This is a genomic window from Citrobacter sp. JUb117, from assembly GCF_024809055.1.
Classification (GTDB): domain Bacteria; phylum Pseudomonadota; class Gammaproteobacteria; order Enterobacterales; family Enterobacteriaceae; genus Citrobacter; species Citrobacter gillenii.
Genome location: NZ_JANUFB010000001.1, coordinates 362,017 through 375,043, shown reverse-complemented (window position 1 = coordinate 375,043; position 13,027 = coordinate 362,017). Strand labels below are relative to the sequence as shown.

Annotated in this window: 8 protein-coding genes; all 8 read right to left on the bottom strand. The window is 53.9% G+C overall.

The genetic code is table 11. The annotated features are described in order from the left end of the window. Positions 1-61 precede the first annotated feature (61 nt). The 8 genes from M2374_RS01770 to M2374_RS01735 all read right to left on the bottom strand — a co-directional run bounded on the left by M2374_RS01770 (position 62) and on the right by M2374_RS01735 (position 13,014). Positions 62-1,210, bottom strand: coding sequence for an MFS transporter (locus M2374_RS01770; RefSeq protein ID WP_096757688.1), 1,149 nt, complete (start codon positions 1,208-1,210; stop codon positions 62-64). Between the two features lie 280 nt (positions 1,211-1,490). Then, positions 1,491-2,354: a dimethyl sulfoxide reductase anchor subunit family protein gene (locus M2374_RS01765; RefSeq protein WP_181688325.1), complete on the bottom strand. Its 864-nt coding sequence runs from the start codon at positions 2,352-2,354 to the stop codon at positions 1,491-1,493. 1 nt (position 2,355) lies between these two features. Then, the gene (gene dmsB, locus M2374_RS01760; protein ID WP_096757690.1) at positions 2,356-2,973 is read right to left on the bottom strand and encodes a dimethylsulfoxide reductase iron-sulfur subunit DmsB; all 618 of its coding nucleotides are present in this window, start codon (positions 2,971-2,973) and stop codon (positions 2,356-2,358) included. 10 nt (positions 2,974-2,983) lie between these two features. After that, positions 2,984-5,428, bottom strand: coding sequence for a dimethylsulfoxide reductase subunit A (gene dmsA / locus M2374_RS01755; protein WP_117341707.1), 2,445 nt, complete (start codon positions 5,426-5,428; stop codon positions 2,984-2,986). A 233-nt stretch (positions 5,429-5,661) separates the two neighbouring features. Next, on the bottom strand, positions 5,662-6,954 hold the full coding sequence (gene serS, locus M2374_RS01750; protein WP_096757692.1) for a serine--tRNA ligase: 1,293 nt from the start codon (positions 6,952-6,954) through the stop codon (positions 5,662-5,664). A gap of 92 nt (positions 6,955-7,046) precedes the next feature. Next, positions 7,047-8,390, bottom strand: coding sequence for a replication-associated recombination protein RarA (rarA, locus tag M2374_RS01745; protein ID WP_096757693.1), 1,344 nt, complete (start codon positions 8,388-8,390; stop codon positions 7,047-7,049). 10 nt (positions 8,391-8,400) lie between these two features. Then, positions 8,401-9,012, bottom strand: coding sequence for an outer membrane lipoprotein chaperone LolA (gene lolA, locus M2374_RS01740; RefSeq protein WP_096757694.1), 612 nt, complete (start codon positions 9,010-9,012; stop codon positions 8,401-8,403). A 111-nt stretch (positions 9,013-9,123) separates the two neighbouring features. Beyond that, positions 9,124-13,014, bottom strand: a complete 3,891-nt coding sequence (locus tag M2374_RS01735) for a DNA translocase FtsK (RefSeq protein WP_181688326.1) — start codon at positions 13,012-13,014, stop codon at positions 9,124-9,126. Positions 13,015-13,027: the final 13 nt, after the last annotated feature.

Sequence of the window (13,027 nt, the reverse complement as noted above, 5' to 3'; positions counted from 1 at the left end):
GATTCTCACCAAACATACATAATTTGTATGAATGGAAACCCACCGTAATCGTTAAATAGCTTCAGATATGTGCCACGGAATTGGGCTTGTGTCCTGTTTTACGCAGCAGCATCAGTAAATAAATAAACGACACGCTGGCGATCATGATAAACAACAGGCTATCTGAGAAGTTCTGCATCAGCATCGCGGTAAATGACGGCCCCAGCAGGCTCCCCACGGTATAGCTTAATAACAATGCCTGGTTCATGGCAACCAGTTGATGATGTTCCACTTTTTCGCAGGCCCAGGCCATTGCCACTGGATAGAGCGTAAAACCGGCCGCACCTAACATGAACAACGCAGGGGCCATTGCCGCCTGATTCAGCATCGCAATGCTACCGAGGATCACCACAAAGACCTGAACGCGTAAAACCAGCAGGCGACCTAATTTATCCGCCAGACGACCAATCGGCCATTGTCCCAGAATACCAGCGCTGACCATCACCGCCATCCAGAAACCAATGCTGGCGTTACTGGCCCCCTGATGATTAAGGTACAGCGGCATCAAGCCATACAACGAGCCCAGCACAATACCGGAGATAATGCAGCCATTCACGCCCAGTCGCGCCTGACGAAGTCTCAACATCGATGCTATCGGCGTCGAATGTTGTTCCTCGCTTTGCTGATTCATAATGCGGGTAAAGAGCAGTGGTAATACGCCTGCCAGAATCGTGCCAGTAACCCACGGCAAAACGCTCATGAGATCTGTCGAGACTTTACTGACTAACAGCTGCCCTAAAAACGTTCCCACGTAATAGACCATCATATAGGCAGCCAGTAAGCGTCCGCGGTTACGAGAGGTCCCGCTGCACATCAGCGCGCTTTCCACCACCACCCAAATCATGGCACAGCCGACACCGGCGATAAAACGCCAGGTCATCCAGCTCCAGAATCCCACCATCACACCCAGCCCAATACACCCCACGGCGAAGATAAACGAGGCAATGTAATAGCTGCGGTTGAAGCCAAGATGTCTGATTAAATACCCGGTCAGCAACGTCCCCACCAGATTACCGGTGAAATAAGACGAACTGACCACACCCACCTGCCAGGTCGGGAGATTTTCATGGGCGAGCCAAAGCGGGACGAGCGTGTTTAACACGGCGATCGCCAGGGTCAGCAGCAGTAGCCCGCACAGCAATAGCATAACGGGTCGGGTATAGGTAGACATGAATAAAAACCGTGAGGAAGTTCAAATTTCATGCGCATCATGCCACTGCCAAAAACATTGTCAATCGGCGCAATCAGGGGTCTGAGGCGCTTTCATGACGATCGATTCGTATTACTGATTCTTAATATGAATGGATAAAAAAGAGGAAAACACATCTGTTTGTTTTAATTGATCTAAAACAAAATTATCGCGTTTCGTTCAGTCGAAATATTTCATGGATGTATCGCATTTTTTATTTGCCGAATGGCGCCGTTAGTTGCGCCATTCGGCATTCTTTAGGTCAGCTGGCAACCGCCATGCCCACGGTCATATGCAGACCGTAGAACACACCGCGCCCGATCAGCTCACCGACAAGCAGCAAAATAAACGCCACTGACAGTAACGGTACGGCCGGTTGGTAGCCTTTAACCTGCGGCACAACCCAGCAGCACAGCGCCAAAGCCAGTGCCGCAATACGCCACGCCATCAGCGAGCCGTAGTCCGGTACCAATGCAGATGCCTGCTGAACAGAACTGTGAGTAGTCGCCAGTTCAGTACCCTGCATTACCGCCATGATAGCACTCACCACCAGCGCAAATATGGAAATCGCCGGCAGCAGGCGCATTGCCCAGCCGTCTACTCCAGCCACGCGCAGCAGCAGATAACCTAACAGCGGCCCACCCAAAAACAGCGTCAGGAAGAAGCCCAGCGGCGTCCAGAAGCTGTACCAGGTTGGGATCGTATCAATGGTGTTATACACGCGCACCATCATCCAGACGAAAACCACGCCCAGTACCATAGTGACGATTAGCCACAGAGTACGTAACGCAGACGGCATTTTTTTCAACGTCGCCATCAGCCAGCCGATACCGCCCACCGCGAAGAACAGCGAACCGCTGGCAATTTCGTTACTCAGTGCAGAGGCACCAATGCGGTTAAGGGAGTTAAAAGCACGCATCGGCGATCCCAGGTGCAGCGTGGAGGCAATAAAGCCGATGCCCATTAACACCCACAGGCCCAACATACAGGCAACGACGCGCTGCTGTGCGTCGGGACGTAAGCCCCCTTTCATCAATGCCAGCGCCAGAACAATAAAACCGCCAACCACGCACTGCCCGAAGACCGTGAAGATCATCAGCGGCCACTCATGCCATCCACTTCCCATCTTACACCTCCTTCGGATTAGCCAGATAACCCGTGGTATCCCCGGTCGGGCGGCTATTGGCATTAGGTTTGATTACAATGCTAGGTTTGGTGAAATGTGCGCCCGGTAGTGGCGCAACCGCCGCCAGCTCACCGTGTTTTTTGCGCAGTTCATCAATCGGACCAAAATCCAGCGCGCGCAATGGACAAGATTCGACGCAAATCGGCTTTTTGCCCTCGGCCACACGGTCGTGGCAGCCATCACACTTGGTCATATGCCCTTTGGCCGCATTGTACTGTGGCGCGCCGTAAGGACAGGCCATATGGCAATAACGACAGCCAATGCACACATCCTCATCGACGACCACAAAACCGTCTTCACGCTTGTGCATCGCGCCACTCGGACATACCTTGGTACACGCCGGGTCTTCACAATGGTTACACGCAATAGACAGGTAATAGGCAAAGACGTTCTGGTGCCAAACGCCGTTGTCTTCTTGCCAGTCGCCACCGGCATATTCGTAAATACGGCGGAAGCTGACATCCGGGGTTAAATCTTTGTAGTCTTTGCAGGCCAGTTCGCAGGTTTTGCAACCGGTGCAACGGCTGGAATCAATAAAAAATCCATACTGGGTTGTCATCGGTTACTCCTTACACCTTTTCAACCTGAACAAGGTTCGTATGTGACGGGTTCCCCTTCGCGAGCGGAGAAGGACGCTGGGTCGTCAGCACGTTGATGCAGCCGCCCTGATCCACACGTTTCATATCCGGGTCATACCAGGCTCCCTCACCAAGCGCTACAACGCCCGGCATCATACGCGGCGTCACTTTCGCCTCGATATGCACCTCGCCACGCTCGTTAAAGATGCGTACCTTGTCGCCGTTGCTAATACCGCGTCGTTGCGCGTCCAACGGGTTGATCCACATTTCCTGGCGGCAGGACGCTTTCAGTACATCCACGTTGCCATAGGTCGAGTGAACGCGAGATTTGTAGTGGAAGCCTGTCAACTGCAGCGGGAATTTATCCGCCAGCGGATCGCTTAAACTTTCAAAGCCCGGGGCGTAAACTGGCAATGGATCGATCACATCGTCTTCAGGCAATTCCCAGGTGGCCGCAATGTCTGCCAGCGCCTGAGAATAAATTTCAATTTTGCCCGATGGCGTTGTGAGCGGGTTGGCTTGAGGATCCTCACGGAACGCTTTGTACGCCACATGATGTCCTTCTGGATCGCGCTGTTTAAAGATTCCCTGCTTGCGGAACTCTTCAAACGTAGGCAGTTCAGGTATCGCTTTGCGCGACTGTTCATACAAATGACGCATCCACTCTTCCTGAGTACGGCCTTCCGTAAACTGCTGCTCAACGCCAAGGCGCTTCGCCAGTTCGCTGGTCATTTGATAGATGGTCTTGCATTCAAAGCGCGGTTTGATGGCCTGATCGGTGAAAATCACATACGACATATTCCCGCAGGAGGCATCCAGCGCGAAGTCCATTTGTTCAGACGCTGTGCAGTCCGGCAGCAAAATATCCGCGTATTTCGCCGAGGACGTCATGTGGCAATCAATGACGACAATCATCTCGCACTTCTTATCATCCTGCAGGATTTCATGCGTGCGGTTGATATCAGAGTGCTGGTTAATCAGACAGTTACCAGCATAGTTCCAGATCATCTTAATGGGCACATCAAGCTTATCTTTACCGCGAACACCGTCACGCAGTGCCGTCATTTCCGGGCCGCGCTCAATGGCGTCCGTCCACATAAACATTGAGATACTGGTTTCAACCGGGTTTTCCAGCGTCGGCATACGTTCAAACGGCAGATCGTAAGAGCCTTCACGCGCACCGCTGTTGCCACCATTAATACCGACGTTACCGGTCAGGATAGCCAGCATAGAAATAGCACGGGTGGCAATTTCACCGTTGGCGTGACGCTGTGGTCCCCAACCCTGACTGATGTAGGCAGGTTTGGCGCTGCCAATTTCACGTGCCAGCTTAACGATGCGTTCCGCAGGAATACCGGTTATCTGCGCGGCCCATTCCGGGGTCTTCGCGATACCGTCTTTACCCTGACCTAAAATGTAAGCCTTATAGTGGCCATTCTTTGGTGCGCTCGCCGGGAGAGTTTTCTCGTCATACCCCACGCAGTATTTATCGAGGAACGGTTGATCAACCATATTTTCGGTAATCAACACGTACGCCAGGCCATTGACCAGTGCCGCATCGGTGCCCGGACGAATCGGGATCCATTCATCTTCACGACCCGCACCGGTGTCCGTGTAGCGCGGATCGATAATAATCATTCGCGCATTGGATTTCTGCCGTGCCTGTTCAAGGTAATACGTCACCCCGCCACCGCTCATGCGGGTTTCACCAGGGTTATTACCAAACAGAACAACCAGTTTACTGTTTTCGATATCAGACGGACTGTTACCGTCCGCCCAGCCGCCGTAGGTATAGTTCAAACCAGCCGCGATTTGTGCAGAAGAGTAATCCCCGTAGTGGTTCAGATAACCACCACAGCAGTTCATCAGACGAGCGACCAGCGTTTTACCCGGTGGCCATGAGCGTGTCATGGTTCCGCCCAGCGTACCGGTGCCGTAGTTCAGGTAGATAGACTCGTTGCCGTAGTCTTTGATCAGGCGCTGCATGTTGGTGGCGATGATGTCATAGGCCTCATCCCAACTGATGCGCTCAAACTTACCTTCACCGCGCTTACCCACGCGCTTCATTGGGTATTTCAGCCGATCCGGATTATAGACACGACGGCGCATAGAGCGGCCGCGCAGGCAGGCTCTAACCTGGTGCAGGCCATCATAATTGTCATCGCCGGTGTTGTCGGTTTCAACATATTTGATTTCACCGTCCACCACGTGCATACGCAGCGGACAGCGGCTACCGCAGTTCACCGTACAGGCGCTCCAGATCACTTTCTCATTGATCTGCGCCGGATTAATGGCTTCTGCAGCATTGGCAATACGGGTAAATGGCAGGGTAAACGCGCTGCTGGCCATCGCCAGCCCGCCTATCGCCGTCGTTTTGACCAAACCGCGACGACTCACCTCAGCTGCCAGCACGGCATCGGGGATCTTAGTTTTCATAGTGGCTCACTCTGCTGCTCACAATAAATAAACAAACAAACGCTGTATAGATACTTATATATCGATATTATCGTTATACAGACTGATAAATAGTGAATTTGCGTAAAGACAGAGATAAATACTGACTTTCATTCGAAGGTAGTATTACCACTAATGGGGTAAGGGTTATTGTTCGACGTCAAGCAGGCATAAAAAAAGCGCCCGCAGGCGCTTTTTTAGCAGGGAAAGCTAACTTATCCGATGTATTCCAGGCCATTCATATACGGACGGAGTACTTCCGGAACCTGAATGCGGCCATCGGCCTGCTGGTAATTTTCCATTACGGCAACCAGCGTACGACCAACCGCCAGACCAGAGCCGTTCAGCGTATGCACCAAACGGGTCTTCTTGTCGGACTTGCTGCGGCAACGTGCCTGCATGCGACGCGCCTGGAAATCCCACACGTTGGAGCAGGAAGAGATTTCACGGTAGGTATTTTGCGCCGGGATCCACACTTCCAGATCGTAGGTCTTGCATGCGCCGAAGCCCATGTCACCAGTACACAGAATGATCTTACGGTACGGCAGACCCAGCAACTGAAGGACTTTCTCGGCATGACCGGTCATTTCTTCCAGCGCGTCCATCGAATCTTCAGGACGAACGATCTGCACCATCTCAACTTTATCGAACTGGTGCATACGGATCAGACCACGGGTGTCACGACCATAAGAGCCCGCTTCTGAACGGAAGCATGGGGTATGCGCAGTCATTTTGATTGGCAGCGCATCTTCGTCAATGATCTCATCGCGCACCAGGTTGGTCAGCGGAACTTCTGCCGTTGGGATCAGCGCATAGTTGCTGCTGTCGGCTTCTTCGTCCAGCGGACGGGTATGGAACAGATCGCCGGCAAATTTCGGCAACTGACCCGTACCGTACAGCGTGTCATGGTTAACCAGATACGGAACGTAGTTTTCACTGTAGCCATGCTGTTCAGTATGCAGATCCAGCATGAACTGGGACAGCGCACGGTGCATACGCGCAATCTGCCCTTTCATGACCACGAAACGCGAGCCGGTCAGCTTAACAGCGGCGGCAAAATCGAGCCCCGCGTGCATTTCGCCCAGCGTAACGTGATCGCGAACGTCAAAATCAAACTCACGCGGCGTGCCCCAGCGGCTGACTTCGATGTTGTCATTTTCATCTTTACCGACCGGGACTTCGTCCGCTGGCAGGTTAGGAATGGTCAGCGCAATATCGCGAATCTCAGCCTGCAAGGTATCAAGTTCAGCTTTCGCGGCATCCAGCTCTTCGCCCAGTTTGTTCACTTCCAGACGTAAAGACTCGATATCTTCCCCGCGCGCTTTTGCCTGGCCAATGGATTTCGATCGAGAGTTACGCTCTGCCTGCAGATTTTCAGTTTGTACCTGCAGAACTTTACGACGCTCTTCAAGAGCGCGCAGCTTATCTACGTCCAGCTTAAAGCCCCGGCTTGCCAGTTTTTCAGCGACTGCGTCTGGCTCATTACGCAGCAGATTGGGATCGAGCATGCTTATCCTGTGCTTATCGAATTAAAATGGGAGAAAGTGACCACAGCCTGCAGTCACAGGGATACATTGCCAACATTACCGCAACGATCGCGCTAACGGTAGCGTTTTATAGGGCTATTTTGATCCTGTCCGGCAAGCCAGGCGAGCTTTTCGCCAATCTTACCCTCAAGACCTCTGTTTGTCGGGCGATAATAGCGTGTTTGTGCCAGTTCCTGCGGGAAGTACTCTTCGCCGGCAGCATACGCATTCGGCTCGTCGTGCGCGTAGCGATATTCCTGGCCGTAGCCCATTTCTTTCATTAACTTCGTCGGCGCATTACGCAGATGCACGGGTACGTCGTAATCCGGACGATCGCGTGCATCTGCCAACGCCGCTTTATAGGCGGTATACACCGCGTTACTCTTCGGCGCGCAGGCCAAATAAACAATCGCCTGGGCAATCGCCCGCTCACCTTCCGCAGGTCCAACGCGAGTGAAACAATCCCATGCCGAAATCGCCACCTGCATGGCTCGGGGATCGGCATTACCCACGTCTTCAGAAGCGATCGCCAGACAGCGGCGTGCAACATACAGCGGATCGCCCCCTGCAGTAATGATGCGTGCGTACCAGTAGAGGGCCGCATCCGGCGCGCTTCCGCGTACTGATTTATGTAATGCCGAGATAAGATCGTAAAAACGATCGCCTTTATTATCAAAGCGTGCGCTACGCTCTCCGGCAATCTCTGTCAGCAATGTGGGTTGTAAAACGCGTTTTCCGCTGGCGTCGACTTCCGCCATATCGGCCATCATTTCCAGCGTATTTAGTGCCCGACGCGCATCGCCATTCACCAGCTCGGCAATGGCCCGACGGGTTTCATTCGGCAGAACAATATCCTGGCCGCCGTAGCCTCGCGCTTTGTCCGCCATCGCCTGATCCAGTACCTGCTCGATATCGTCGGTAGTGAGCGATTTAAGCAGATAGACGCGCGCACGCGACAGTAATGCCGAGTTCAGTTCAAACGAGGGGTTTTCAGTCGTGGCGCCTATAAACGTAATGGTGCCATCTTCAATATGCGGGAGAAAGGCGTCCTGCTGACTTTTATTAAAGCGGTGGACTTCATCCACAAACAATATAGTGCGCCGACCGGCGTTACGATTCTGACGCGCACGTTCAATCGCTTCACGAATTTCTTTCACACCCGAGGTGACGGCCGAAATGCGTTCAACGTCTGCGTTCGCGTAGCGGGCGATCACTTCAGCAAGAGTCGTTTTACCCGTGCCTGGAGGGCCCCATAAGATCATGGAGTGCAGGTGCCCGGCCTCGATGGCGCGTGGCAAGGGCTTACCTGCAGCCAGCAAATGCTGCTGGCCGATATACTGCGCTAAATTTTCTGGCCGCATACGCGCGGCCAGCGGCTGAAAGGTATTATCAGAAAAATCGAGCGACAGATTACCCACTCACACGCCTCTACTTACGTTGATCGTCTACCGTGACACCCTGCGGAGGGGTAAAGGTGAATTTGGATGGTTCGATTGCGCCATTCTGCTGAGATTTCAGCTGATAGCTACTGCGCTGATCGTCCTGCTCGACGGCGCTAAACTGATGGATAGTGCCGTCGCGTCCCACATTGATGGTGAACTGCTTCAGATTGCCGCTGCTGGTTTTCGGAGTCAACACGAAGTCATCACCGTTTTGCTTGATGTTGTACTGCTGCCAGTCGCTGGACTGGTTGCGCGCAATCAGCATAAACGGCGTATTACCCGTGGCATCTTTCAGCCAGGTTGCCGTGGCCTGTTCGACAAACGGATTAAAGAACCACAGCGTTTTACCGTCGGAGACCAGAATGCTTTCATCAGGCTGTGTCATATGCCAGTTAAACAGGTTCGGACGTTTAACCCACAGGTCACCCTGACCTTCCTGTACCGCTGCGCCGCTACCATCAGTCACCTTCTGAGTAAAGCTGGCATGGAAGCTACTGACTTTATCCAGACGGCTTTTCAGGTCACTGGCGGCGTCAGCCCAGACGCTGCTCACCACAAAGCTCGACAGTAATGCACAGGTGATTGCGATCTTTTTCATCGTTATTCCTCAAAATTCGTCACTCCCGACGGGGAGATCCCTCTGCTATCCATTCCAGGCCAAAAATCAGCATGAGGAAAGTAGAAAATACTGAATTACTTAACTTTGCAATCAATCGAAGGGCGGCGGGGCCAGCACTTCACGATTACCATTATGCCCTTGCTCACTGACAATCCCCTGCGCTTCCATCTGCTCGATGATACGTGCCGCGCGGTTGTAACCGATGCGGAACTGACGCTGGACGCCGGAGATGGAGGCTTTGCGTTTTTGGGTAACAAAATTCACCGCCTGATCAAACAGCGGATCCAGTTCTTCCCCATTGTCAAAACCACCGCCGCCGCCTTCGCTTTCGCTATCAGAAGTGATGCCCTCAACGTATTGCGGACGGCCGCGCGCTTTCCAGTCTTGAACAACGGCATGAACTTCTTCATCACGCACAAAGGCACCGTGTACACGCACCGGAATTGTCGAGTTTGGTGCGGAATAAAGCATATCCCCCATCCCTAACAGTGATTCAGCACCTGACTGATCAAGGATGGTACGCGAATCAATTTTACTCGACACGGTAAAGGCAATACGGGTCGGGATGTTGGCTTTGATAAGCCCGGTAATCACATCAACCGACGGACGCTGGGTCGCCAGCACCAGGTGGATTCCCGCCGCACGCGCTTTTTGCGCCAAACGAGCGATCAGTTCTTCCACTTTTTTACCGACGGTCATCATCAGGTCAGCAAATTCATCGACCAGGACAACGATATAAGGCTCTTTTTTCAGCACCGGATGGGTAACATCCATGCTATCGCCCGGTTTCCAGTACGGGTCCGGGATCGGACGCCCCATACGATCCGCTTCTGCGATCTTCTCGTTGTAACCCGCCAGATTACGCACGCCCAGCGCTGACATCAGTTTGTAGCGGCGTTCCATTTCATTGACGCTCCAGCGCAACGCGTTGGCAGCATCCTTCATATCTGTAACCACTTCCGTCAACAGATGCGGAATGCCCTCATAAACCGACAACTCGAGCATTTTTGGGTCGATCATAATGAATCGCACATCTTCCGGCTGTGCCTTATACAGCATGCTGAGGATCATAGCATTGACCCCAACAGACTTACCGGAACCCGTGGTACCCGCCACCAGCAGATGCGGCATCTTCGCCAAATCAGCCGTAACCGGTTCGCCGGCAATATCTTTACCGAGCACTACGGTCAGCGGAGAAGGATTATCACGGAATTTCGCGTTATCCAGCACTTCGCGCAGGTAGACGGTCTGACGTTTTTTGTTCGGTAATTCCAACCCAACATACGGTTTACCTGGAATAACCTCCACCACACGAACCGCAGCGGTCGACAGTGAACGCGCCAGGTCTCGGGAGAGGTTAGAAATCCGTGCAGCCTTAACACCCGGAGCCAAATTCAGTTCAAAACGGGTTATCACCGGGCCCGGTGAATAGTTCACCACATCAGCCTTAATACGGAAATCTGCTAAGCGCGCTTCCACCAGTCGCGCCATTTGCTCCAGCGCGAAGGTGTCCACCGGCTCAACTTCACTCGGTGGCGGGGTGAGCAGATCCAGCGATGGCAGCAGCGTGGTTGGACGCTGAACAGGACGGCTGTCGCCATTGCGCATCAATAATGGATGGATCAGGCTATCCTGCGGCTGCGGTGTAACAGGCTGTGACGGTTGCTGATAATGCTGCTGCGGTGCAACAGGCTGTGGCGGCTGCTGATAATGCTGCTGCGGCACAGGCTCCGGTTCAGGCATAACGCTTGGGGTAAACAGCGGCTCATGCGGGCCATCATCCACCAGTGCTTTCATCGGCGAGAAAGCAAAGTCATCTAACGAGAACGGATTAGCGCCCGCAGGCTGTTCGCCGGAATAGCGCTGCTGCTGGGAAGAGGCAAACTGACGGGCCAACTCCGCTTCTGCTGCGGACTCTTCGTCCTCAATCTGATGCGTATTGTCCTGATACTCTTCACCATAACGATGCTGCTGCGACTGGGCGAACTGACGCGCCAGCTCATCCTGTTGCATCGCTTCAATTTCATCGTCGGTATAATCCGTATCAAGCTGCTCTTCTCGCGCTTTCTCTTCGGCCATTCGTTGCGACGGTAGTTTGATACCATATGAAGCCAGCTCACGACGCGTTGGCACACGGACGCGATTTGGACGCGGCAACTGCGGACCAATGCCTTCTTTCACCTGTGGACGCGGCGCACCGCTACCCGCCAGACTAAACACAGGTGCAGCAACAGCAGCGGCCCCAGCGCCCATTGCGGCGTTTTTCACTCCGGCAGCCAGCGGCGCGACGGCCGCGACGGATTCAACCGGCGGTATAGATGCGGCAGTTGGCATTGATGGCATTGACGGTTTAATTCGCTCAGGTTCCTGCAGTGGTTCAGGAATGGGCTGATACCAGGCCGCGAGCTGTTCACGCTCACGCGCGCGCTTTTCTTCCACCTCTTCAAAGTAATAGAGTGGCGGACGCGCCGGTTTCGTCTCTTCCACAACCGGTTCAGGCTCGACAACCGGCGGTTGCTCAACAACAGGCTCCTGCACGAAAGCAGGCGGCTGCTGAGACGCAGGCTGCTGGAATGTGGATTCCTGCTGGTAAGCCGGCTGCGGGTGATAAACAGGATCCGGTGAAGGAACCGGCTGCTGTACCGGCTGTTGCTGCCAGCTTTGTTCTGGAACAGGCGGCTGCCACTGCGGCTGCATTTGCGGCTGCGGAGCTACTGGCTGTTGGTATTGAGGTTCGACAACGGGCGGCACAGCATATTGCGGCTGAGGCTCAACCGGTGCGGGCTGCTGCCACGGCTCATAAGGCTGTGCCGTCGGTTGAGTATATTGTGCAGGCTGCGGATAACCTTCGTAGGCAGGAGTCACAACCGGCTCAGCCACCTGTGGCGCTGGCGCAGGTTGCCATGCAGCAGTCGGTGCAGGCTGAACAGGAACGCCACCGGAAACCAGCGGCGCTTGCATTAAAGGATCGGCTGGCGCACTCCAGACCTGCGCGGTCGCCGTGGCTGCTGCGGCGGCTGTCACAGGCTCAGTCACCGAGTGACCACTAAGCAGCGGGTCGAACTCATCATATTCAGGCAGCGTCGCGCGATTACCCGAGAACAGAACATCATTCGGATCGGCGGCAACACCACGGGCGCTGTATTCAATTTCATCTTCGTCGTCCATCCGTTTACCGGAGAACAGCGCAGCATCGGTATGACGACCAAGCGGATTGGTAAACTTCTCGGCCAGCCGCTTACGACGTGCTAATGCCCCACGAAGAATACGCGCCCGGCGTGATTCATGCGGTTTTCCTTCGGCGATGTCGACGGACTCTTCATCGTCTTCATATTCTTCGTCATCGACCCAGGTATCGTCACGACGAGTGCGGTTACTGGCAAAGGTCAGGATATTGAGTAACCAGCCGCCCAGTTTTTCCGCAATGCTCACCCATGACCAACCGGTAAACAACGTCAGACCTGCCGCCCAGATGCACAATAGTGTGAGTGTTCCCCCGCTGCTATGCAGCAGAGGTTGTAGCGTGGTACTGAGCAGACTGCCAATCACGCCGCCAGACGCGAAATACCAGATATCATCGGCATTGATTGCCGCCAGTCCGCAAGAGGTGAGAATGAGCGCCAGAACGCCAATGATGCGCAGCGATACGGCGAAATAGTCAACGTACTCGTCACTGGCCTGATGTCGCCAGGTAAACCAACAGCCCCCAACAATGATCACAGGTAGGGTGTAGGCCATGATGCCAAAAATAAAGAACAGCGTGTCCGCCAACCATGCTCCGGGTATTCCCCCAAGATTGTGGATAGGCTCGTGCCACGCGGTTTGCGACCAGCTGGGATCCGAAGGGTTAAAGCTGAGTAAGGCAGCCATCAACCAGACGGCAAAAAGGGCAATAAGGATCAGTAGCGCTTCCAGAAGTCGGCGCCCGCTGCTTAACTTCGTCAATGTGACGTCTTTGTCTTCAGTGTATTCCTGGCTCAAAAACGGCTCTCCA

Bases quoted from the DNA above. Each gene is read 5' to 3' on its own strand.
- serS (WP_096757692.1), bottom strand. From the start codon at position 6,954: ATGCTCGATCCCAATCTGCTGCGTAATGAGCCAGACGCAGTCGCTGAA.
- M2374_RS01770 (WP_096757688.1), bottom strand. From the start codon at position 1,210: ATGTCTACCTATACCCGACCCGTTATGCTATTGCTGTGCGGGCTACTG.
- dmsB (WP_096757690.1), bottom strand. From the start codon at position 2,973: ATGACAACCCAGTATGGATTTTTTATTGATTCCAGCCGTTGCACCGGT.
- lolA (WP_096757694.1), bottom strand. From the start codon at position 9,012: ATGAAAAAGATCGCAATCACCTGTGCATTACTGTCGAGCTTTGTGGTG.
- dmsA (WP_117341707.1), bottom strand. From the start codon at position 5,428: ATGAAAACTAAGATCCCCGATGCCGTGCTGGCAGCTGAGGTGAGTCGT.
- M2374_RS01765 (WP_181688325.1), bottom strand. From the start codon at position 2,354: ATGGGAAGTGGATGGCATGAGTGGCCGCTGATGATCTTCACGGTCTTC.